This is a genomic window from Caldanaerobius fijiensis DSM 17918, assembly GCF_900129075.1.
Taxonomy (GTDB): Bacteria; Bacillota; Thermoanaerobacteria; order Thermoanaerobacterales; family Caldanaerobiaceae; genus Caldanaerobius; species Caldanaerobius fijiensis.
This window is the reverse complement of the sequence record NZ_FQVH01000005.1, coordinates 92,053-115,192: the sequence shown is the minus strand read 5'-3', so window position 1 is coordinate 115,192 and position 23,140 is coordinate 92,053. Positions and strand designations below refer to the sequence as shown.

Genomic DNA, 23,140 nt, shown 5'->3' with positions numbered 1-23,140 from the left:
TTTGCTACATTCCATAATTTTGATGAGGCATACGTCAAGGAATTTAGTATTATGCTCTGTCTTTTATCAGGGTTTAATTTAAATTGTATAACCCTTTGTTTAAAATCAGGGTTGCTTTTCTGTAGTTTCACTTTTTCAACCCCTTGTCTTTCGCTTTTTTAAGCTTATTTTTTTATACATATAGTATATACCAATGCAATTTACAATTAAATAACCGGCTTTCATCTCTCTAATAAATTAGAGAGGATTCCCGCCGGTTTTCCTAAAACAAAGCTTTTTTAAAACCTCATCAGTGGATATTTTGGCTGAAGATGCTGTTTCGATAAAACTTCTGGCCAATTGTTCGACTATAGAAGCTTTTAATTCTTCTGCAGGAGATTTGAGCACGATCATCTCTGTCTTTTTGCCATTTTTGAAATCATCACTGAAACCAGCTGGGATGATGATGGCCGCCGGCAATCTACCCTCCTTTATATCTTCCCTCGCCTTTTCTTCGCTCATCTCTTTATACCTTACAAATTTTTTGACCTCTTTGTTGTCTAGGACTTTTTCTTTAAACACCCTGGACATCTCACCTTTATCGTTATCCACCAATGCTATTTCAAAAGATTTCAGGCCCCCGCTGTTAAAAACAGGCCCTAAAGCCATTCCCAGCACAAGTATTAGGATCAAGGGCATCATGATTATAAGTGCAAGGGCCTTATAATCCCTCAAGGTTATGAGGGTATCCTTTATACCTATATAAAGTGCTTTCACAATACCACCTCAATCCCTCAATGCCTTACCGGTCAGCTTCAAAAACACACTCTCCAGATTTGGTTCTTTTATACCTATTGAAAGCATGTTTATACACGACCTGGTTAAAACATCAACAATGGACGGCAATAATCCGCGGCCGTTTTTTTTACCTTAACAAACATTCATATCCCCCTATCTTTACTATCAACTACCCATCTCCATGCTATTTAATACCTCTATTAGCAAACCGGGGTTATCTGTTATGATGCCATCAACACCCATATCAATCATTCTCAGCATATCCTCTTCTTTATCCACTGTCCATGGGAATAACCTGATATCGTTTTTCTTACAGCCTTCTACCACCTCTGGTATGATATTGAAATAAAATGGATGAAGGGAATAGGCGTGCATTCTCTCGGCTATATACCATGGTTCCACCAGACCACATTCGTATAAAAGACCAACTTTTAGTTCGAGGGCAAGTTTTTTTATATCCCTGATACTATAATGATTAAAAGACGATATAACAACTCTTTCGGTAAAGTTATACTTTCTTATAACCTCTATAAGTTTTTCTTCAATACCCGGATACATAATAACGCCACTTTTTACCTCGATATTCAGCAGCAAATCCCTATTACCTATAAGCTCTAAAACCTCTTCAAGGGTTGGTATCCTTTCACCTGCAAATTTAGCGCTAAATTTAATACCTGCATCCAGCTCTTTCAACTCTTTCAATGTAAAATTCTTTACATATCCAGTACCGTCAGTGGTTCTATCCACCCGTTCATCGTGAATAACCACAAGATATCCATCTTTGCTCATGTGTATATCCAGCTCAATACCATCCACTCCTATATCTATTGCCCTCTGAAACGATGCTATTGTATTTTCAGGGGCATTGACAGAATCCCCTCTATGGGCAATTACCAATGGCTTCATATTCTCACTCTCCCTCAATTAATTCTACCATAACTTTAATGTGATAAAACATTACTAATGTTAAATCTTTGTTATTTTTGTTGCTTTACTATAAGGTTTTCCATGTCCTGGGGCAATGGAGCTTTAAAAAATACCCTTTTGCCAGTATAGGGATGTAGAAATGACATCTCAGAACAATGCAAAGCATGTCTATTTATCTCCGCATTGGGTTTACCATATAGTTTACCATATAAAGTGTCTCCTATAATAGGATGACCTATATAACTTAAATGAACCCTTATTTGATGGGTTCGCCCTGTTTCCAGTTTTAATAAAAGCACTGTCATATTCTCGAGCCTTTTGACAGTGCAAAAATGGGTAATTGCCCTCTGGCCATCCTGAGAAACACACCTTTCAATAAGGCTACCTGGTTTGCGGGCAATAGGCAGGTCAATTGTGCCGCAGTCTTTTTCAACTACACCCTCTACAACGGCTATATAGGCCTTATCCATCTGTCCGTATTGCTGTATCATATTATGCATGTGTTGATTTAATGCAATTATCAATACCCCTGATGTCTCTCTGTCCAGGCGGTTTACAGGATGAAAACCTCGCTTTAAACCTTTCTGGCTAAAATAATACATGACGCCGTTTCCTATAGTATCATCATAATGATATGCCGTCGGGTGTACTACTATCCCGGGTTGTTTGTTCAGCACCAGTATATCCTCATCTTCGTATATAATATCCAGAGGTATAGGTGACGGTACTATGTTACAATCCTCGGTAAAATCTATATCCAGAATATCACCGTTCTTGATAACCTCGCCTGTATATGCTATAGCACCGTTTAAAAATATCCTTCCACCTGATTTTAGTCTATTTATGGTCCTCCTGGAGAATCTCTTGCTTTTCAAAAATTCTCCCACAGTCATACCATCATAATCTAAATCTACCCTAAATCTCATTCAAGTCCCTCCAGGTCAAAATCGGGTATAAATTCTTCGCAAGCCGATTCTCCTTCCTGCACAAATCCATTTTCAAGGCCTATATTTAAAAAATAATCAATAAGAGCATCGTATTCTTTTGCATCCACTTTTTTATTCAATTCGGCATATTTTATCGCTTTATAATAAGGCGTATACTGAGACATCAGGTTCACGTACACCCCAAGTGGCAGGTTATCCTTTATCCAATCCAGTATTTTTTTAGAGTCCTCTAATTTACCCGGTAACAACAAATGCCTTATCATGAGTCCACCTGTCATGATCCCATTTCCATCAAATCTGGCCTCTCCTACCTGCCTGAACATCTCCAGAATAGCCCTAGTGGCATGAAAAAAATAGCCAGGAGCACTGGAATACCTGATGGCCAGTCCATCATCATAATATTTAAGGTCAGGAAGATATATATCAATGAGCCCATCTAATAGCCTTAGGGCTTCTACGCGCTCATAAGCATTCGTGTTGTATACAATGGGGAGCTTCAGCCCTTTTTCCCTTGCCAAAAGGATCGCATCTCTAATTTGAGGGATATAGATGGTGGGTGTCACCAAATTGATATTATGAGCACCTTTGTTTTGCAAATGCATAAAAATATCAGCCAGTTTTTCAACAGTTACAGTCTGTCCATAGCCTTCCTGGCTTATCTTGTAGTTCTGGCAAAAAAGGCATTTGAGGTTGCAGTGAGAGAAAAAAACCGTACCTGAACCATTGGTACCGCTTATAGGGGGCTCTTCCCATCTGTGCAGGTACGCTTTTGCTACCTTTATTTCACCTGTTGCTCCGCAGACTCCTCTTTTATTTTGGTTGCGGTTAACACCGCATTCTCTAGGACATAGTCTACATTTCTCTAGTGTTTGCCACATTTTATACCTCCTGATTGCAATGTATGCTCACATATCTGCTTTTACCCAACCCATGTATGAATACAACATACTTGCTTACCGATTCATCGCTTTCAGGTACATTATGATAAAATTTTTCAAAAGTAACGCATTTTAAAATATCAGCCATAGGTCTACCCGCTAATTCCGGTATGTTTTTTTCAAGCCATTTTTTGTCCCTTAAAATGGCCTTAATGTACTCCCTATCTTTTTTGTCTGCATTTAGATTCATGAAGTCAGGCAGTGACGTGGTATTATTTTTTAACATGTAATCAAACTTAATTATATCATCAATGAAGCTCTTGTTAAACCTCTTTTCGTCATTATAAATACAGTCCTGGAGATATTCATACAGCAACCTATAATGATTTACAAGGGATAAATTTTTGCCGTAGTAACCCTTAGCTGTCCAGAAGCGACTAAAATCCTCATAAAAAGCAAAAGGACTTTTACATCGAGATACACAATAATCTAAGGTGTATTTAAAACTACCCGTATTGTAATACTTGTTTACAAGGGCTTCGACGCCTTTTAGCGCACAGAGATCTTCATAGCTCATCCATTTATTGTAGAGAATCTCATATGGCGGCTGAGACCTGTAGACCATTCCGTATTCCTCAGCCATATCCCTTAGAGGCGTACCTTTAAGCAACTTGAGAAATCCCAGCTGTATTTCATCAGGCCCACACACATAGAGGTCATCAAAAGACCTGGAAAAAGTCTCATAGGTATCGTAGGGCAACCCCGCAATCAAATCAGCGTGAACCTTTATACCCGTATCCACCAGCCGCTTTATCCCGTAAAGAGCTTTATCTACACGAGGACTTCTGTTTATGGCTTTCAGCGAGTCAGGGTTGGTAGTTTGCAAGCCCGCTTCAAACTGCAACCTGTGTTCAAGGCCTTTTACAGCGTCTATAAATTCATCGGAAACCAGCTCTGGATTTACTTCGCAGTGGAACACCACATTTCTGGGCAGTTCACGTATGATATTAAAGATCTCTACAGCTCTTTTCACGTCACAATTAAAGGACCTATCCACCAACTTGACAACCTCAACATTGGATGAGGCTATCTTATAGAGGTCCTCTTTTACTTTTTGCAGATCAGCATACCTCACAACTCTATCCCTTGATGACAGGCAATAGCTGCATCCAAAAGGACATCCCCTTGACGTCTCATAATAAATATACCTATTACTATAATCCTCCTCTATATCATAAGCAAAAGGCAGTCTATCTAAATCCACATATTCAGTTGAAGGATATATAATTGTGCCCTTTATCTCGTCCCTGGTTTCTACATCTCCGTGAGCCATGTCTTCCAGAAGTCGTTTAAAACTCTCCTCTCCTTCGCCAGCGACGATAAAATCTATAAAATCGTATCTGGACAATAGCTCTTCTGCACCATAGGATACCTCCGGCCCACCCAATACAATTTTTACGCCGGGCCTTATTTTCTTGAGATTTTCGCACAGATACAGAACAAATTCAATATTCCATATGTAGCATGAAAAACCTACCACATCCGAATTATATAAGGCGATTTGTTCCAATACATAATCCCTGTTATCATTTATAGTGTATTCCTGATATTGTATATCAATATCTTCGCCTTTACAATATTCCGCCAGGATTCTTACAGCAGGATTTGTGTGAAAATATCTGGCGTTTAACGCTATTAATAATACCTTCATTTATTTCCACCTTTCAGCTATGTTGTCCCTCCTTTTATATCAACTACTTTATCTGGCCTTCTGAGCCAATTTCCTCTTTAACACCTTCAGCCTGAAAAAATCCTCTCTATCCTTTTCTTCCAGAACCTCTGTTATCATCTTAACGATAGCCGTATATTTAGGTATCTGAATATTCTTAAGCGCATTGGCTCTTTTTTGCGTGCGCTTTATCTCCATAGCCAGTTTAAAGACGCTATCTTCCACCTCTGCTAACTGATATAGAAGGTTTTTTACCTCATAAAATTTTTGAACCGCCACATCCAGTGCCGTATTGGTATGATAAAAGCTGTAATAGTGCTGAAGCTCCTCCTCCTTATATTTTATCACAGGAATCTCCACTCCCATTATGCTTCGTGTTAATATAGAAAAATCAGCTGTTTTTGGAATAGACTTAGCTACTTCATAGACATCTACTACTCCTATGGTTATATTAGCTACCTGAAGAGCTTCATAGGCTTCTTTAAATAATATACGTACCTTTTTCTGTATATCTTGGGCTTTGTCCATCAATCCCATCATTTCCCTTATAAGCACATTTCTCTTTTTATCTAAAAGCTCATACCCTCTTTTGCAAAATTCCAGAGCATACTGGGCTTCCATGAGGTTAGATTTAGTTGGAGCAATATTTTCCTCCACACATCTCACCCCCTGTAGTACTTATCAATAAGCACTGGATCTATTCGGGTAAGTTCACCTTTAGGCAATATAGATAAAAGCTCCCACATCAAGTCCAGTGTTGTAATTATATCCCTGTTTTCATCAAACCCCTGCCTTACAAAAGTCTGCTCAAAGCGCCTGCCAAACTCCATATACCTTTTATCAATATCAGAAAGCTCGTCTTCCCCTATAACCTGAGCCAGAGCTCTTACCTCCTGAACATGAGAATACGCAGAAAAAAGTTGATTGGCTACATCCCCATGATCTTCTCTGGTATACTCTGCACCTATACCATCTTTCATAAGTCTGGAAAGAGATGGCAATACATTGATGGGTGGATATATGCCTCTTTGAAACAAGTTTCTGTCCAGCACGATCTGCCCTTCGGTTATATATCCTGTCAAATCAGGCACAGGATGAGTTATATCGTCATTGGGCATGGTGAGTATAGGAATCTGTGTGATACTGCCTTTAGAGTCTTTCAGCATACCTGCCCTCTCATATAAGCTGGCCAGATCCGAATACATATAACCGGGATATCCTTTTCTTGATGGCACTTCTTCCCTGGCAGAAGACATTTCCCTTAATGCCTCACAGTAGCTGGTCATATCCGTCATCACCACCAACACATGCATGCCCTCTTCTAAGGCAAGGTATTCGGCAGCCGTGAGAGCACACCTGGGGGTTATTATTCTCTCTACAATAGGATCATCGGCCAGGTTTATATACATAACCACCCTCTCTAAAACACCAGATTTTTCAAAGTTTACCCTAAAAAAATCCGCTTCATCATGTTTTATACCCATTGCCGCAAATACGATAGCAAAATCATCACCCTCTTCGGAAGATATGCTCGCCTGATTTATGATCTGAACAGCCAGCTGATTATGTGGCAGCCCATCTTCAGAAAATATGGGTAGTTTCTGCCCTCTTATGAGGGTAGTCAGACCGTCAATGGCAGATATCCCTGTCTGTATATAGTTTCTGGGATAACGCCGCGCCACCGGATTCATAGGCCGTCCATTTATATTATATCGCTTAGAAGAATATATTTCTCCCGCTCCATCGATAGGTTCTGCAATGCCATTAAATATTCTTCCTAATATGTTCTTGGACAAAGGGATATCCATAGGTTTACCTGTAAAGCTCACACTACAATTGTCCAAAGAAATGCCGCTCGTCCCTTCAAATACCTGTATAATGACCTTTTGACCATCTATCTGTACTACCTTCCCTTTCTTATGGCCCTGGCCTTTGACCTCAATATCCACTATTTCATCGTAAGCTACATCACTTACACCGTCTAAAACGATTAGAGGGCCCTTGACTTCCTCCAGTTTAATATACCGGGTTCGCACTGTCTTCACCGCCTTCACCGTAAGTGCTTTCAAGCTTGTTATAATATTCATCTATCTCATCTATTAAACCATCAAAATATCCCGGATCGTCTTCTCCAGCATTGTATTTCATAGATACGATCTGCGAAAATAACCTATCATTTCTTACCTTTGAAAGAGGAATACCTTTCTTAACACAAATGCTAGACCTGGTATAAAGTCTGTCTATAACTTTAAGCATCCTATATTGCCTCCATAAGGATACATAAGAATCATCCCTATGATAGGCATTCTGCTGGAGATATCCTCTTTTAATAATCTTAGCAATTTCCAAAATGAGCCTTTGTTCATCTGGAAGCACATCTTCTCCTACCAGCTTAACTATTTCCATAAGGTTATCTTCTTCTTGTAATATGCCCAGCATTTTTTCTCTTAACTCTAACATATCTTCTGCCACATTTTCCCTATACCAATCCGCCAGCATAGCCACATAACCACTGTAAGAAGAAAGCCAGTTGATAGCCGGAAAGTGTCTTGCATGGGCCAGCTCTCTATCAAGTGCTAAAAATGCTCCTACCATCCTTTTAGTGGCCTGAGTAACTGGTTCTGAAAAGTCGCCACTCGCCGGCGAGACCGCGCCTATGATAGTAATAGACCCCTCAGCCCCTCCTAACGTCTTTACATAACCAGCTCTTTCATAAAACTGAGCCAGCCTTGATGCAAGATAAGCGGGATAGCCTTCCTCTGCCGGCATTTCTTCCAGTCTGCCAGCAATTTCTCTCAGCGCCTCAGCCCATCTGGACGTAGAATCAGCCATAACAGCTATATTGTACCCCATATCTCTAAAATATTCTGCTATGGTAATACCCGTATATATCGAAGCTTCCCTGGCTGCCACCGGCATATTGGAGGTATTGGCGATAAGCACCGTCCTATCCATAAGAGGTTTTCCATTCCTGGGATCTTGTAACTCAGGAAAATCTTCTAATACCTCTGTTATCTCATTGCCCCTTTCACCGCAGCCTATATACACTATTATATCAGCATCGCTCCACTTAGCCAGTTGATGCTGAGTTATGGTCTTGCCTGTCCCGAACCCACCCGGTATAGCAGCAGTTCCTCCTTTAGCCAGGGGGAAAAAGGTATCAATAACCCTTTGCCCCGTAACTAGAAGTTTATTAATAGGCATTCTCTCTTTTACCGGCCTGGGTATTCTGACAGGCCATTCGCTGTACATCAGAAGTCGGTGCTCTACTGACCCATCTTTTAAGATGACAAGGGTATGTTCTATATTGTATGATCCGCTTTTTTCTGCAAAAACCACAGTTCCTTTTATACCAGGAGGTACTAGTAATTTATGTGTGATCATCGATGTTTCTTCTACCCTTGCGTAAACATCGCCGCTTGCCAGGACGTCACCTTCTTTCACAAGGACCTCCACATCCCATTTCTTTGTAGGGTCAATGGATATCAAACCTATACCCTCTGGTATGAAAGAACCACGCTCTAATATTTGGGATAGCGGCCTTTCTATGCCGTCAAAAACATTCCCGATTATGCCAGGACCAAGCTTGACAGAAAGGGGTTTACCCATACCTATAACCAGTTCATTAGTTTTTAACCCCGATGTTTCCTCATACACCTGAATAGTGCCTATATCCCCTTCAAGGGAGATAATTTCTCCTATGAGCTTTTTTTCTCCCACCAGAACCATTTCCCTCATCTGAAAACCTTGCATACCTCTTGCTTTTACCACAGGCCCATTAATATATACTATATAGCCTCTTTTTTCCTCAGCCATTTATCTCACCCCTCTCCCAGCCTCTCTTCCAAAAGTTGCCCTATTAGCTGTCGACTATCCTCAATAGCGGTTTTTATTGTGGCATCTAATACTTTTTCCCCGTATTGAGCCAAAAATCCTCCTATTATATTTTCAGAATCATATTCTATGGAAAACCGATCGCTACCTCTTATGGATTGTAGCCAATTGACGATGTCATTGCCAAAATTCTCTATATCCCTCTTTGTAAAATAATATGTTATAAATGCCTCATGCTGCAGCTTTGCCGATACCTGCTGTATATGATTTTTTAAATAATCTTTATATTCATCTGTCTTTGTATACTCCAAAGCATAGCTTTTAAGATCCTCCATAACACGAGCAACAAATTCTTCTTTCTTTTTTAAAATGGCGTAGTTTTGATCATATCTGGCTTTAGATACCATCTGCTGTCTCTTGATCATTGCTCTTTTTGACATCTGCTCTATAGCCTGTTTTTTCTTTTTCTCCAGTTCTCTTTTTAAATCTTCGTACTGTTTCATAAAGTTCTTCTCCAACTTCTCAACTTTTTCGCTGTATTCTTTATCTATTTTTTCAAAAAGAAGCTTGCTGAAAAGTGCTATCTTATCTTCAATAGTAGTTGACGCCATATAAATCACCTCAAATCTTTATACCTATAGATTCCCTTATGTATCCTGTTATAAAGTCGAGAGGCCGTCTACTCCCATGTCTATCAGGTATTTCCACGATAATCGGAGTAGCCGTAGAGAGCCTTATTTCCTTTAATTCATCCCGTATCTTCTCGGCTAGCAATTCTGTAATAAGTATAATCCCTATGTCCTTATCTTCTATAAGTTGTTTTAATCGCTCTAATACCTCTTCTCTTTGATGAAGTACAATACCCTCTATCCCCGCCAGTCGCATACCTGTAAGAGTATCCGTATTATCACTTATCAAAAACATCTTCATAAGCTACACCTTACATCTGACCCAATATCATAATTGAAACAATAAGGCCATATATGGCTATTCCTTCAGCAAGCCCTACAAATATCAGCGTTTTACCTAATATCTTAGGATCCTCAGAAACCGCTCCCAATGCTGAAGAACCCACAGCTCCAACGGCATACCCTGCACCTATGGTGGCAAGACCTGTAGATAAGGCCGCTGCTATAAAGCCGTATCCCGTCCCATTATTTTGAGTAGCTGCCTGTACTACATCAGGGATCAAAAATATCAAAAAAACGCCTATAAGAGTAGCAAAGAAAAATACACTGGTTTTAAACCATCTGTTGAACTTATGCGCAAAGAATCCTTTCCCACGACAATAAATGTAAATGCCAGCACCCACAGTAGATAATGCCACCAATGCGGCTATATAAACAATCATATACATTTTCATTCCTCCCATCAGATTAATATTATTTTATCATATTTTACAAGTGCACAGGATTGTACTCTATACCGTCCCCAGAATAGTACTTGCTAAAAAGCTCATAGTATTCAAGCCTTAAGGCCTGTATAAATACAATCAAGCCTTCCAGAGCTATTATCACTACATTGCCCAATACCAGCAAACCCAGACCCGCTATCTTTGAGCTAATCATATTAGCCATAGTAGCAAAGGCCAGAAATAATCCCACGTGATTTAAGGCAAAAGCTCCAACCCTTATAAACGAAATGGTGTTGGATACCATCGATAACAGCGTCTCTATGACTCCAAAGCCTTCCTCAATGTAATAGTCAGCAACAGGGCCCTCATATAAAATACCCCGTCTTCTCAATCCATTGGCAATAGGTTGTTTAAACACCATTAAAGCCAGCAACAGCAACATAACTACTATCAGATATCCAACGTATTTTTGAACCCCATTTATAACGCACAAAATAGTCAAAAGCAAAACCCAATAAAATATCAATCCCGCTATGCCATTTCTTCCAAAAACGCCTTCCTCCAGATCCCCCTTTCTTTTGTTATTTATAAGACTTATAATGAAACTCACTGACATTAAAATTATGCCAATGACAACCGCAGCCATTAACATTGTATTTATATTTAGCATAGGTCTTACCAAAACAGCATCTAAAACATGTTCTAGCCCAAACACACTTCCATATAAAATTCCAAAAAACATGGAACTTGCGCCCAGTTCTATTAATATCCCACCAAAATCGCTACCTTTTAATTTAGCTGTTAACAATAACCCCGCCAATAATATCACAAAGCCCTGCCCTATATCACCAAACATAGCTCCAAACAGTAATAAATAAGTAATAGCAAAAAAAGCTGTAGGGTCAACCTCGTTATACGATGGGACCCCATACATCTTTACAAGGTATTCAAAAGGCTTAAATATCTTTAAATTTATCAACCTTGTAGGCGGTACAATAACTGGATTGGTTCCTTTTACGTCCTCAACTACGGTAATAATAGACGGGCCAAATAAATCATTTAAAAGTTTATTTAAACCATTAACTTTACTGACCGGCACAAAACCAAACATAAAAAATAGCTTTTTGCCAAACGCTATATCTTCTTTTAACGCCTCTATATTCTTTTCCATAGTCAATCGCGCCTTAGCCTGTTTTAAACTCTCGATGTATTGAGATTTTATAGCCGCTAAAGAGCCTCTCAATCTTTCTATTTCATTATTATAATCCTCAATTTCTTTTTTCAAGGCGTTTACAATGGTTGTGGCATTACCTTTATAGCCACCAGGCAAGTTTAATTCAGTATAATTTAATGAACTAAATATGCGTTCTGCCGTCTCTTCCAAAATCTTCGGCACAACGGCATATGCTATTACATTGCCCTGCGATGTGGCTATTCTCTTTACTATTGCCGGAATGTTTTCGTAATTTTTTCTTAATTTCTGGAAATTCTCTATAGAAAAGCTCATAAGTTTGAATGAAAAATGCTTCATATTCACCAATGAATCTATATCCACATTAAAGTCTTTTAATAGCTGTAAATTAGAAATATAATTTGTAGCATTTCTGATATATTCCATTTGTTTTTTTATTTCCTCTATATCTTTTTCTACTTTAGCGTATAGAGCTTTTATTTCTTTTATATACTCACCATAATCATAATCTCCTTTTACATATTCCTGTTTTATACTGTCATCAATTTCGAAAACATCCAGAAGAGTTTTTATCATCCTTTCGTCTTCAGAAAAATCTACTTTTGATGAATATGGCTTGAGATACGGAATCTCCTCCAATGCTTCTACATGGTCTTCTGAAGGGGATAGTGCAAAGTTTGTAGTATTGATATAATTAAATGCATTTATAATGTGAACACTGCCGTTTAAAATCACTTCACGCAAGCATTTATTGAGATCAGATATTGGACCTATGATACCTATTACTTTCATTCTCTCGACAGCCATATAATATTTTTACCCCCTCTCCCTAAAAGCCTATAACTCCCTTATCAAAAATTTTCTAGCCTCCTCCACCGGCATGCCATACCTTATGCTTTCAACTATTGAAATGATATCTCTTATTTCGAATTCCAAAAGCAAAACATATGCTACCACATGGATAATATTTAGTTGTACAGATTTCTCTATTTTTTTAAGCGTATAAAATATGTATCTATTTATCCTGCGTTCCATATATATGTCTCTCGTAGTATCCTTATTAAATAAAAATGCATAAGGAGTTTCCATGGTCATACTATAGAGCTCATCAAGGCTCCTTGCATAGCATAAAGCCCTTCTGTCCCTGTAAGTCAACCTCCTACCAAGGTCCATAGTGTAATTTAAAAGTTCTTCAGGCGATAGTCTGTAAAATTTCATTCCCCTGTATATCCATTGAAGATTATACAGATCGGCAATCGTTCCCTCCAACTCCTCTAACGCCTCTCTGTCATCCTTTGAAAGCTTTTGCCAATGTTTTTGTATTATACTAAAATACGCCATGTCGATAGCCATCTCATAATAAAATAAATTATCCCTTCTTCCTTCAAGTAAAGGCTTTAAATATGGATAAAAGTCTGAACCTTCCATATTCTGGATGAGCTGGCCTATAGATCTAGAAGCAAAAATCTTTGCTGGATCAATACCGCTGTACTTGCCAATAAATACGAATAAATTTTTATATTCGTCTAAATCACTGCCATTAAATATTGCCCTTGCAAGGCGTTTAAGATCTTCTATTTCGTATTTTATGTAAAGAGCTTTAATAAAGTCTCTGTAATCGCCCCTATAATAATGAATAATTCTATCAATATTTATGATCATATTTCTCTTTAATATACTCTCAAGGTCTCTTCTGCTTACATTTTCCGAAGGCATCCCGCTTAATAGCTTTTTATATGAAGTATTTTCTTTTAAATATCTCACAACATCAAAAACCGATCTCATATTTAGCATTTTTTCATAATCATCATCAGTTAGAAATTCACCTTTCATGGCCCGTACTTTTGCATTGACAGCAGCATGGGTTGTAACCTTATCCATAACGGTCTACCCCTTTAAAAAAATTTGGTTTATAACTTCACCCACAATATCACGGCGTATCTTTTGAAAACGATTTTCTAATTGCTCTAATAATGCCGCGGTTTTCTCTTTTATTTCGATCACCTCTTTTTCGCCATTCCTGATAATTTCATTAAAAACCTCTTCTGACTCCTTATTTATTGCCTCTGTCAATTGCTTTATAAGAGCTTGCTTTTTCTCTTCATAGTTCTTTTCTAATTCTTTTAACTCAGATTTTCTCTTGTTTTCTGTTTCAACAACCATATTATCCACATCTATCAACCTTTTTATAATTTCTTCCATAAATTCACCTCTTTTAGCACACCCTTCTACGTTTATTTATATTATACACTACTTAAATACGGTGTCAACGAAAATAGCCGCATTATTAATTGTAGCGGCTATTTTATCAAATCCAATATAACACTCTTTATCTTGTTAACTTTATCGAGTGATTTTTCCCTATCACTATCTACAGCAGAAATATAAATCTTTATTTTTGGTTCGGTACCTGATGGCCTGACCAGCAGGTATCCACCTCCCTCAAAATTGTACCTTAGCACATTGGATTTGGGCAGCTTCAATCTAGCCTGTCCTGTCAGATAATCATCCCGATACTCTACTTTATATCCAGCAAAATCCTTAATATCCATACTTCTAAGTGTGGACATGATGTTATTAATTTTTTCCATGCCTTCTTTTCCTTCCATGACGATGGATTTAAGATACTCTGTGTAATAACCGTACTTTCTATAAAGCTCTTCCAGCAGGTCCAATAACGTCATATTTTTCAGCTTGTAGTACAATGCCATTTCACTGAAAAGGGCCGAAGCAATTACACCGTCTTTATCCCTTACCTGAGTACCCCTTAGGTAGCCATAACTTTCTTCAAAGCCGAATATAAACTGCTTGCCAGTGTTTTCATACTCCTTTATTTTTTCTCCGATATACTTAAATCCTATAAGGGTATTTTCCACCTCTACGCCAAAGTCCCTTGCAATAGGTTCTATCATATCCGTCGTGGCTATGGTCTTTATCACAACACCGTTTTGAGGTAATTGACCCCTCTCTTTTAACTGGCTCAAAATATAGTATGTCAGAAGTATTCCTTGCTGATGACCTGTAAGGGGAATGTATTCGCCCTTTTTATCTCTTACTATGACACCCAACCTATCGCTGTCGGGATCTGTCCCAAGGATTATGTCAGCGTCCCTCTCCTTTGTCATATTAAGGGCTAATTCAAAGGCATCATGATCCTCTGGATTCGGAGATCTCACAGTAGAAAAGTCAGGATCTGGTACCTCCTGTTCAGGCACAACCCTCACATCGGTAAAGCCCAATTCCTTAAGCGTTCTGCGCACAGGCACATTACCTGTTCCATGCAAAGGCGTATAAATTATGCTCAGGGTATTCCCATTTTTGCGTACGAGCTCAGGATTTAAAATTTGCGACTTTACCATGTTTATGTATTCATCGTCAATACTGTTGTCTAAAACATTAAATAAGCCTTTGCTTCTGGCCTCTTCCATATCCATGGGCTTTATGGTCGTTATATCCTTTATATCCTCTATCTTCTTCATGATCTCATTGACATATGGCGATACCGCCTGTCCCCCGTCCTCAAGATAGACCTTATATCCGTTATACTGAGGTGGGTTATGACTCGCCGTTATGACAATGCCGGCAGCCGCCTTCAACCTTCTTACAGCAAAAGACAGCTCGGGGGTAGGTCTTAAATCGTCAAATACATATGTCTTGATGCCGTTGGCATTAAGCACTCCTGCACTCTCTAACGCGAATTCTCTGGATTTATGCCTGGAATCATGTGCAATAACTACCCCTCTTGCTTTATACTCATCACCCAATGAGCTTATATAATCAGCTAGACCCTGGGTAGCCTTCCTTACAGTATAAATATTCATGCGATTGGTTCCTGCACCAATCTTTCCTCTTAATCCACCTGTTCCAAATTCCAGGTCTTTATAAAACCTGTCTTCAATCTCCTTTTCATCGCCTGCAATGGCTTTTAACTCTTGCTTGGTAGCTTCGTCGAAATAACCAGACGTTAACCAAAAGTTATACTCATCCATATACATATGCAACCCTCCTTAAAACTTTATATCGTCCATATCTAATACCGCAACTCCTATAACTGTATCAGCGCCTCCATAATAAACATAAATCCTGCCGTCTTTCACAGCCTGGCCGCAGCTAAACACCACGTTAGGTATATATCCATTTTTCTCCCATTCCAGTTCAGGCTCTAGTATAGGCTCTTTTTGTCTTGCAATCACCTTTGTAGGATCATTTAAATCCAGCAGAGCAGCCCCTAATCTGTAGACGTTGGCTTCATCTGCTGCATGGTAAATCAAAAACCAGCCTTTATCGGTTTTAATAGGTGGCCCTGCTATACCTACCCTGGAACTCTCCCAGGTACCCCGTATTGGTTTCATTATTGATGTATGACCATACCAATTCTTTAGATCATCAGAAAACGCAACCCATATATCAGGATATCTTCTATGAAACATAACGTATTTTCCCTCTATTTTTTCCGAGAAAAGCGATGCATCCTTATTAGGCTCATCCAACACTACGCCCATTCGTTCCCAATGTATGAGATTTTTAGATGAAGCTAAGCAGATTCTATAATCGCCTTCAAATCTATCCCCAAATCCAGTATACATCATATAATATGTGTTATCAATTTTTACTATTCTCGGGTCCTCTACCCCCCTCTGTTCCTGCGGCACACTATTGGACATTATGGGATCTTGCAATCTATTGAACTTTATGCCGTCTTCGCTTACAGCATAGCCAAGTCTTGATATATACTTCCCGTATTTAGCATGTGGCCCAAGATCGCTCGCCCTGTATATCAGGTGAAAAAGCCCGTTATCATAAATAGCCGCGCAATTAAAAACTGCTTCCCTCTCCCACTGGTGTTCTTTTATAGGTTCCAATATTGGCTTATCAGATAACCTTCTTAATTTAATCACAATCCATCCAACCTTCCTTTAGAAAACTGGTATAAATTTATGGCACCTTTACACCAAGTATTGTAGCAGCAAAAGTAACTATAAACAAGAGGGAAAGCTCTATTCTCGTCCTCCAAAGTTTTATCTATTAAGTATTTATCGCCTTATCTTATTTTGTCTATTATCCCTTATTTTATATACACAACCGATAAATTATCTTAGAAACACAATATTCATTAAAAACCTTTAGTACGAAACTATTGTAATTTCTAACATCATATTATAAAATAATAATGTAATATTACATACTGGAAAAGGAGTGAGGAAATATGCCTCTTATCACCTCTGTCATGCCAAAGGCTTTAAATGACAGAACCAAAGAGATCCTTAAATCAGGCCTTGCCGATATAATGAATAAGGTCGCAGGCAAAAGCGAATCATGGTTGATGATACGTTTTCATGAAAACGATACCCTGTATTTTAGAGGTGCAAAGGTAGAAGATGGCGCTATCATAGATATCAAGCTTATTGGTTCCCTAGACACAAACCAGAAGAAAAACCTGGTAAAAGAAATTTGTGAACTTTATGCAAAAGAAACTTATTGCAACAAAGAAAACATATACGTAACTATCGAAGAATATGAAGGTACCAACTGGGGTTGGAATGGTTCTACATTTTAAGGTGAATAAATCGATTAGGAGTTAAATGATTATTTTATTTAGCGTCCTTTCACATCACCTACGTACCGTTCAGTGTACGGCAGTTCATTAAGAATTATGCACAGTGGCTAGAATATGGCTATTGGATATCCTCCAGTAGCCTTTTCTTGCGTTTGCCAACTCCCAGACCTTACCATCTTTTATTCCAAGCCTCTTGAGATTTTCATATCAAATCGTTATATCGTCGTGTGTCGAAAAACTTTCAATCCTATATTTTGCCAAACGCACAGAAAGTTACTATTTGTATCAATTCAGTATTTGATGTAAAATTATATCTGTTCCTATCCTTCGCCAAGGAGTGGCAAAAATGAATAAAAAAGAACAACTGGAAATAACACGCAATATCCTCAACAACGCCGTTAATATGAACCTGCGCAAACAGATACTCTTGAATTTTTATGATTCCCCATAGTACAGGTGCAACTAATACAAGTACAATTAAGATACAATGGCAGCACGGTGTCACATTATCTGCAAGCGGGTTTCTATGTAAATCTACATTGATCAGGCTTTACATCGTACTGAAATCCTAAAAACGAAGGTGCTCTCATCTTCATATTCTCGGACCACTCCATAAATCTTACTTGGCAGACTAAAAGGGGTTTTATCCATTGTACATTTTTCTCGCTGTAAGTTTTTATACTTTCAGCTACATACATAAAAGCAGATAATTCCTTTTGAGACAACCCCGATTCACAATTGCCTATAGGTATCAAATCGCCGTTTTCATCATATAACCCTAGTATCAGTGCGATTCTGTCAGTTCTATAACCCATAATTACGGCATTTAGGGTAATAAAATGTTTGAATTTTAGCCACAATTTGCTTCTTTTTCCGATATAATATTTAGAATCGGCTTTTTTGGCCATGACGCCTTCCAATCCTTTTTTACCTGTCTCTTCATAGAGCATTTTCCCATGCTCGCGTATAAAATCTGCTATTAATAAGTGATCATCCGGCTTTACAGCAGAATGTAGGATTTCTTTGCGTTTTAACAAAGTCAGATCAACCAGTGACTTTCCGTCTATATATAATATATCCCACGCGACAAAAACAGCCGGCATTATTTTGCTCAATAAATCGATTTTTAAAGCATTTTGGCTGTGCTTTCTGGACATGATACTTCTGTAGTGAGGTTTATTATTTTTTAAAACAATCAGTTCGCCATCCAGGATAACTTCTTTCGCTTTAAGACATTTTCTTAGGTCCACCATTTCAGGAAATTGATATGTTATATCTACAAGCCTTCTATCCTGAAGCCTTACTCTATCGGATATAAAAGCGATAGTCCTGGAGCCATCCCATTTTATTTCAAAAATCCAACCAGGGTCATCAAAAGGTTCACCGGAGAAAGCTAGCATTGGTGCTATTTTTTGGTCCATCATAGACATGAAACTATGCTCCTTTTTTCTTTCTCCCTTTTGTTTTTTCCGTTGGGTTTCCCGTCCTCTTTGCCGCTTCAATGCTAGCTTTGAGAGCACCGACTAAATCCAGTACGTTATCTGGAGCAGGAGCTACCACAGGTACTTCTACTTCATGTCCCTGTATTTTTGATTCTATAAGGTCAAATAAGGCCTTTCTGTAGGTATTTTCATACTTTTCAGGATTGAACTTTGCCGTCAGTGTATTTATCAATTGCTCTGACATCTTTATTTCGTTTTCATGGAGGGATACTTGCCGTAGAGGAGGAAGTTGCTCAGTTTTGCGTATCTCATCGGGAAAATACATGGTTTCCATTACCATGTAGTTGTCATCATATACCCTTATACACGCTAGATTTTGTCTGGATCTTATAACAGCTTTGGCAATCGCTACAGTATTGGTTTTCTTCATAGAATCCCTTAAAAGAATATAAGGCTTTGTACCAATGTCTTCCGGTGCGATATAATATGTTTTGTCAAAATAAATAGGATCAATCTGTTTTATATCAGTAAAGTCCAGTATATCAATAGTTTTAACTGCTTCTGAAGGAATCCGCTCCAGATCTTCGTCACTTAATATAACAAATTTCCCTGGTTCATATTCATAGCCGCGTACAATTTCATCATCATTAACAGGCCTATTGCAGACCGGACATACTTTTTCATACTTAATAGGTGAGTTACAATCTTTGTGCAACTGTCTGAAATGGGTGGTATGGTCTTCAGTTGCAGCATACAACTTAATCGGAATGCTTACAAGGCCAAAACTTATAGCGCCTTTCCACAGGGAACGCATAAAATCACCTCATTAATATTATTCCCTGTAAGAAGACATATATCCTCGAAAAATTGCCAGTAAGACCTTCACCGTTTAGGTCGCGCCCATGCCAAGCGCATATTAAAAAGGGCCTTTTTTAGGCCCTTTTTAATTATTCACCTTTTGCTAACCTCTTGTAATTCTCATACCTTTCTTTAGCATCCTCTTCTGCTTTCTTAAACAGCTCTTCCGCAATCTCAGGGAATGTCCTCGTAAGCGCAGAGTAACGGACCTCACCCATCAAGAAATCTCTGAAGGATGCCGTCGGTTCTTTAGAATCCAATATAAATGGATTCTTGCCTTCTTTCTTCAACAATGGGTTATATCTGTAAAGATGCCAGTAACCGGCCTCTACTGCCCTCTTTTCCTCCAGCTGGCTGCAGCCCATGCCACCTCTTATACCATGATTGATACACGGAGCATAAGCAATTATCAAAGACGGTCCTGGGTAGGCCTCTGCTTCTACCAGCGCTTTTATAAGTTGATTCTGGTTAGCTCCCATAGCCACCTGAGCAACATAAACATAGCCATAACTCATAGCCATCATGCCAAGGTCTTTCTTTCTTATCCTCTTACCAGAAGCCGCAAATTGTGCTACAGCAGCTGTCGGCGTTGCCTTTGAAGACTGACCACCGGTATTGGAGTAAACCTCCGTATCGAATACCAGTATATTCACATCTTCGCCAGAGGCCAAAACGTGATCAAGTCCACCGTAGCCTATATCATAAGCCCAGCCATCGCCGCCAAAAATCCAGTGGGATTTCTTAACGAGGAACTCTCTGTTGTCATATATCTCATGGAGTAAAGCTTTGGCTTTTTCATCTTCAGGCACATAATCCTTTAAAACCGAAACCAACTGTAAAGCGGCTTTCTTGGATCCTTTGCCATCATACATGTTATCCAGCCATGTTTTAAGAGCATCTTTTACTGCATCACTTATATTCATCTCAAGAGCCTCTCTAGCAATATCTGCCAGCCTTTCCCTGATCTGCTTTACAGCCAGATACATACCAAAACCATATTCAGCATTATCCTCAAATAATGAGTTAGCCCACGCAGGTCCGTGACCATCTTTGTTTGTAGTATAAGGCGTTGATGGTGCACTGCCGCCCCATATAGACGAACAACCTGTGGCGTTAGCGATCATCATCCTGTCGCCAAACAACTGAGTAACTAATTTGGCATACGGAGTTTCACCGCACCCTGCACACGCACCTGAGAACTCTAACAGAGGCTGTTCAAACTGGCTACCTTTCACGGTTTCTACATTGGCTGGATTCTCTTTATGAGACAAGCTCATAGCATACTCCCAATTCGCTATTTGCTCCGACTGAGTCTCTATAGGCTTCATAACAAGGGCTTTTTCTTTAGCTGGACATACCTGAGCACAATTGCCACAACCTGTGCAGTCAAGTATATCAACCTGGATTCTGAAGTTCAGACCCTCAAAGCCCTTACCAATGGCTTTCTTAGACACAAAACTCTCCGGTGCATTCTTAACTTCTTCTTCATTTAACAAGAACGGCCTGATAGCAGCATGTGGACATACATATGAACACTGGTTACACTGTATGCAATTATCCATTATCCACTCAGGTACATCTACAGCTATGCCTCTCTTTTCATATTTAGCTGTACCTTGCGGGAAGGTACCATCTTCCATACCCACAAATGCACTAACGGGTAATTTGTCACCTTCCTGTCGATTCATAGGTTCAAGTATATTCTTTATAAATGGCGGCACTGGTTTTTCTTCCTGCGGCTCATCCTGAGCATCAGCCCAACTTGCAGGCACATCGACCTTTACCAGCGAATTTACACCCCTATCTACAGCCTCATAATTCATGTTTATAACTTTTTCACCTTTTTTGCCATAAGCATCAACAATAGCTTCTTTCATGTACTTTATCGCATCGTCAATAGGAATAATATTAGCTAATTTGAAGAACGCTGATTGCATTATGGTGTTTATCCTTCCGCCCAAGCCGATTTCTTTTGCAATATTCACAGCATCTATTATATAAAAATTGATGTTGTGTCTTGCTATATATCTCTTCATACTTGCAGGAAGCTTGCTGTCCAACTCTTCTGGAGTCCAGCTGCAGTTCAAAAGGAATGTCCCGCCATCTTTAAGGTCTGATACCATATCATATTTGTGTACATATGATGGATTATGGCATGCAACAAAATCAGCCTTCTTTACCAGATACGTCGATCTTATGGGCTTCTTACCGAATCTCAAGTGGGATATGGTTACGCCACCCGATTTCTTCGAGTCGTAGGCAAAATAACCCTGTGCATACATATCTGTATGATCGCCTATAATCTTTATCGAGTTCTTGTTTGCACCAACTGTACCATCAGACCCTAAGCCCCAGAACTTACAACTTACCGTGCCCTCAGGCACTGTATCAATATCATCGTTATAAGGCAATGACGTATTTGTCACATCATCGACTATACCTATAGTAAAGTGATTCTTTGGCTCCTTAGCATTTAAGTTTTCATACACTGCTATTATCTGTCCAGGTGTCGTATCCTTCGAACCAAGGCCATAACGGCCGCCAACTATAACAGGCTTGTCCGCCACATCGTAATATGCAGCGCATACATCTTCATATAATGGTTCACCCAACGCGCCAGGCTCTTTTGTCCTATCGAGGACAGCAATCTTCTTTACCGTCTTGGGCATGGCGCTTAAGAAATGCTTGACGGAGAATGGTCTGTAAAGGTGTACTTTCAAAACACCTACTTTTTCACCCTTCGACATCAAATAGTCTACCGTCTCTTCAATGGTTTCACATACAGAACCCATAGCCACTATGACTCTATCAGCATCCGGTGCGCCATAGTAATTAAACAGATGATATTCTCTTCCCGTGAGTTTATTTATCTCAGCCATGTAGTTTTCTACAATCTCAGGTATAGCAAGATAAAATCTATTGGATGCTTCACGATTCTGGAAGAATATATCCGGATTCTGGGCTGTACCCCTTGTTACAGGATGCTCTGGATTTAACGCTCTCTTCCTAAACTCCCTTATCGCATCATAGTCAACCAATTTTGCAAAGTCTTCGTAATCGATAACCTCAATTTTTTGAACCTCGTGCGATGTCCTAAATCCGTCAAAGAAATGTAAAAATGGTACCCTTCCCTTTATAGCTGATAGGTGAGCAACACCACCTAAATCCATCACTTCCTGTACACTGCCTGAAGCCAGAAGAGCAAAACCTGTCTGACGGCATGCCATTACGTCAGAATGATCTCCAAAGATCGATAAAGCATGTGATGCAACAGCACGAGCGCTCACATGGAATACACCCGGTAATAGCTCTCCTGCAATTTTGTACATGTTGGGTATCATCAATAATAGTCCTTGAGACGCTGTAAAAGTGGTAGTCAATGCTCCGGCGGCCAGCGAACCATGTACTGTTCCCGCTGCTCCTGCTTCTGACTGCATCTCAACAACTTTTACCCGCTGACCAAATATATTTTTTCTTCCATGGGCACTCCACTCATCAACATGTTCTGCCATAGGCGATGATGGAGTAATAGGATAGATGGCTGCCACTTCAGTAAATGCATATGCCACATGGGCAGCTGCCTCATTGCCATCCATCGTCTTCATAACCTTCTTAGACATTTTTTTCACCTTCCTTTATTATATA

The 23,140-nt window shown here is 39.3% G+C and carries 20 protein-coding genes; 1 reads left to right on the top strand and 19 read right to left on the bottom strand.

Going from position 1 to position 23,140, the window contains the following annotated elements:
- Positions 1-237: 237 nt before the first annotated feature.
- From BUB87_RS04000 to BUB87_RS03925, 16 genes are all read right to left on the bottom strand, one after another.
- A complete protein-coding gene (locus BUB87_RS04000; RefSeq protein WP_073341952.1) occupies positions 238-756 on the bottom strand; it encodes an ABC transporter permease in 519 nt (172 codons plus the stop codon).
- 186 nt (positions 757-942) lie between these two features.
- Positions 943-1,683: a glycerophosphodiester phosphodiesterase gene (locus BUB87_RS03995; protein WP_073341951.1), complete on the bottom strand. Its 741-nt coding sequence runs from the start codon at positions 1,681-1,683 to the stop codon at positions 943-945.
- A 71-nt stretch (positions 1,684-1,754) separates the two neighbouring features.
- Positions 1,755-2,630: an RluA family pseudouridine synthase gene (locus BUB87_RS03990; RefSeq protein ID WP_073341949.1), complete on the bottom strand. Its 876-nt coding sequence runs from the start codon at positions 2,628-2,630 to the stop codon at positions 1,755-1,757.
- The gene (locus tag BUB87_RS03985) at positions 2,627-3,529 is read right to left on the bottom strand and encodes a radical SAM protein (RefSeq protein ID WP_073341948.1); all 903 of its coding nucleotides are present in this window, start codon (positions 3,527-3,529) and stop codon (positions 2,627-2,629) included. The genes BUB87_RS03990 and BUB87_RS03985 overlap by 4 nt, the downstream gene beginning before the upstream one ends.
- A 1-nt stretch (position 3,530) precedes the next feature.
- Positions 3,531-5,240 (bottom strand): B12-binding domain-containing radical SAM protein, encoded by a 1,710-nt coding sequence (locus tag BUB87_RS03980; RefSeq protein WP_073341946.1) that lies wholly within the window; start codon positions 5,238-5,240, stop codon positions 3,531-3,533.
- A gap of 48 nt (positions 5,241-5,288) precedes the next feature.
- On the bottom strand, positions 5,289-5,915 hold the full coding sequence (locus tag BUB87_RS03975; RefSeq protein WP_073341945.1) for a V-type ATP synthase subunit D: 627 nt from the start codon (positions 5,913-5,915) through the stop codon (positions 5,289-5,291).
- A gap of 5 nt (positions 5,916-5,920) precedes the next feature.
- Complete coding sequence (locus tag BUB87_RS03970; protein ID WP_200792756.1) at positions 5,921-7,345, bottom strand: V-type ATP synthase subunit B; 1,425 nt, start codon at positions 7,343-7,345, stop codon at positions 5,921-5,923.
- Positions 7,275-9,074 (bottom strand): V-type ATP synthase subunit A, encoded by a 1,800-nt coding sequence (locus tag BUB87_RS03965; protein ID WP_073341942.1) that lies wholly within the window; start codon positions 9,072-9,074, stop codon positions 7,275-7,277. Before BUB87_RS03965 ends, BUB87_RS03970 begins: the two co-directional genes overlap by 71 nt.
- 5 nt (positions 9,075-9,079) lie before the next feature.
- Positions 9,080-9,703 (bottom strand): V-type ATP synthase subunit E family protein, encoded by a 624-nt coding sequence (locus BUB87_RS03960; RefSeq protein ID WP_073341940.1) that lies wholly within the window; start codon positions 9,701-9,703, stop codon positions 9,080-9,082.
- 10 nt (positions 9,704-9,713) lie between these two features.
- Positions 9,714-10,022, bottom strand: a complete 309-nt coding sequence (locus tag BUB87_RS03955; RefSeq protein ID WP_073341939.1) for a V-type ATP synthase subunit F — start codon at positions 10,020-10,022, stop codon at positions 9,714-9,716.
- Positions 10,023-10,032: 10 nt separating this feature from the next.
- The gene (locus BUB87_RS03950) at positions 10,033-10,449 is read right to left on the bottom strand and encodes an ATP synthase subunit C (RefSeq protein ID WP_073341937.1); all 417 of its coding nucleotides are present in this window, start codon (positions 10,447-10,449) and stop codon (positions 10,033-10,035) included.
- A gap of 40 nt (positions 10,450-10,489) precedes the next feature.
- Positions 10,490-12,445: a V-type ATP synthase subunit I gene (locus BUB87_RS03945; RefSeq protein ID WP_073341936.1), complete on the bottom strand. Its 1,956-nt coding sequence runs from the start codon at positions 12,443-12,445 to the stop codon at positions 10,490-10,492.
- Between the two features lie 30 nt (positions 12,446-12,475).
- On the bottom strand, positions 12,476-13,519 hold the full coding sequence (locus BUB87_RS03940) for a V-type ATPase subunit (RefSeq protein WP_073341934.1): 1,044 nt from the start codon (positions 13,517-13,519) through the stop codon (positions 12,476-12,478).
- Between the two features lie 6 nt (positions 13,520-13,525).
- On the bottom strand, positions 13,526-13,840 hold the full coding sequence (locus BUB87_RS03935) for a hypothetical protein (protein ID WP_073341932.1): 315 nt from the start codon (positions 13,838-13,840) through the stop codon (positions 13,526-13,528).
- A 98-nt stretch (positions 13,841-13,938) separates the two neighbouring features.
- Positions 13,939-15,633 carry a phospho-sugar mutase gene (locus BUB87_RS03930; RefSeq protein ID WP_073341931.1) on the bottom strand — a complete coding sequence of 565 codons (1,695 nt, stop codon included), beginning with the start codon at positions 15,631-15,633 and terminating at the stop codon, positions 13,939-13,941.
- A gap of 12 nt (positions 15,634-15,645) precedes the next feature.
- The gene (locus tag BUB87_RS03925; protein ID WP_073341929.1) at positions 15,646-16,536 is read right to left on the bottom strand and encodes a beta-1,2-mannobiose phosphorylase; all 891 of its coding nucleotides are present in this window, start codon (positions 16,534-16,536) and stop codon (positions 15,646-15,648) included.
- Positions 16,537-16,844: 308 nt separating this feature from the next.
- Here BUB87_RS03925 and BUB87_RS03920 point away from each other — a divergent pair, with 308 nt between their 5' ends.
- Positions 16,845-17,195 (top strand): phenylpyruvate tautomerase MIF-related protein, encoded by a 351-nt coding sequence (locus tag BUB87_RS03920; RefSeq protein ID WP_073341928.1) that lies wholly within the window; start codon positions 16,845-16,847, stop codon positions 17,193-17,195.
- A 524-nt stretch (positions 17,196-17,719) separates the two neighbouring features.
- Here BUB87_RS03920 and BUB87_RS03915 read toward each other — a convergent pair.
- From BUB87_RS03915 to nifJ, 3 genes are all read right to left on the bottom strand, one after another.
- The gene (locus BUB87_RS03915; protein ID WP_073341926.1) at positions 17,720-18,625 is read right to left on the bottom strand and encodes an ATP-dependent DNA ligase; all 906 of its coding nucleotides are present in this window, start codon (positions 18,623-18,625) and stop codon (positions 17,720-17,722) included.
- A gap of 4 nt (positions 18,626-18,629) precedes the next feature.
- Positions 18,630-19,451, bottom strand: a complete 822-nt coding sequence (gene ku / locus BUB87_RS03910) for a non-homologous end joining protein Ku (RefSeq protein ID WP_073341925.1) — start codon at positions 19,449-19,451, stop codon at positions 18,630-18,632.
- Between the two features lie 133 nt (positions 19,452-19,584).
- Complete coding sequence (nifJ, locus tag BUB87_RS03905) at positions 19,585-23,115, bottom strand: pyruvate:ferredoxin (flavodoxin) oxidoreductase (RefSeq protein WP_073341923.1); 3,531 nt, start codon at positions 23,113-23,115, stop codon at positions 19,585-19,587.
- Positions 23,116-23,140: the final 25 nt, after the last annotated feature.

What these genes read in the sequence shown, in the direction of transcription:
- BUB87_RS03995 (WP_073341951.1), bottom strand. Translation starts at nt 1,683, where the DNA reads ATGAAGCCATTGGTAATTGCCCATAGAGGGGATTCTGTCAATGCCCCT.
- BUB87_RS03990 (WP_073341949.1), bottom strand. Translation starts at nt 2,630, where the DNA reads ATGAGATTTAGGGTAGATTTAGATTATGATGGTATGACTGTGGGAGAA.
- BUB87_RS03985 (WP_073341948.1), bottom strand. Translation starts at nt 3,529, where the DNA reads ATGTGGCAAACACTAGAGAAATGTAGACTATGTCCTAGAGAATGCGGT.
- BUB87_RS03980 (WP_073341946.1), bottom strand. Translation starts at nt 5,240, where the DNA reads ATGAAGGTATTATTAATAGCGTTAAACGCCAGATATTTTCACACAAAT.
- BUB87_RS03970 (WP_200792756.1), bottom strand. Translation starts at nt 7,345, where the DNA reads ATGAATATTATAACAAGCTTGAAAGCACTTACGGTGAAGGCGGTGAAG.
- BUB87_RS03965 (WP_073341942.1), bottom strand. Translation starts at nt 9,074, where the DNA reads ATGGCTGAGGAAAAAAGAGGCTATATAGTATATATTAATGGGCCTGTG.
- BUB87_RS03960 (WP_073341940.1), bottom strand. Translation starts at nt 9,703, where the DNA reads ATGGCGTCAACTACTATTGAAGATAAGATAGCACTTTTCAGCAAGCTT.
- BUB87_RS03955 (WP_073341939.1), bottom strand. Translation starts at nt 10,022, where the DNA reads ATGAAGATGTTTTTGATAAGTGATAATACGGATACTCTTACAGGTATG.
- BUB87_RS03950 (WP_073341937.1), bottom strand. Translation starts at nt 10,449, where the DNA reads ATGTATATGATTGTTTATATAGCCGCATTGGTGGCATTATCTACTGTG.
- BUB87_RS03945 (WP_073341936.1), bottom strand. Translation starts at nt 12,445, where the DNA reads ATGGCTGTCGAGAGAATGAAAGTAATAGGTATCATAGGTCCAATATCT.
- BUB87_RS03940 (WP_073341934.1), bottom strand. Translation starts at nt 13,519, where the DNA reads ATGGATAAGGTTACAACCCATGCTGCTGTCAATGCAAAAGTACGGGCC.
- BUB87_RS03935 (WP_073341932.1), bottom strand. Translation starts at nt 13,840, where the DNA reads ATGGAAGAAATTATAAAAAGGTTGATAGATGTGGATAATATGGTTGTT.
- BUB87_RS03930 (WP_073341931.1), bottom strand. Translation starts at nt 15,633, where the DNA reads ATGTATATGGATGAGTATAACTTTTGGTTAACGTCTGGTTATTTCGAC.
- BUB87_RS03920 (WP_073341928.1), top strand. Translation starts at nt 16,845, where the DNA reads ATGCCTCTTATCACCTCTGTCATGCCAAAGGCTTTAAATGACAGAACC.
- BUB87_RS03915 (WP_073341926.1), bottom strand. Translation starts at nt 18,625, where the DNA reads ATGTCTATGATGGACCAAAAAATAGCACCAATGCTAGCTTTCTCCGGT.
- ku (WP_073341925.1), bottom strand. Translation starts at nt 19,451, where the DNA reads ATGCGTTCCCTGTGGAAAGGCGCTATAAGTTTTGGCCTTGTAAGCATT.
- nifJ (WP_073341923.1), bottom strand. Translation starts at nt 23,115, where the DNA reads ATGTCTAAGAAGGTTATGAAGACGATGGATGGCAATGAGGCAGCTGCC.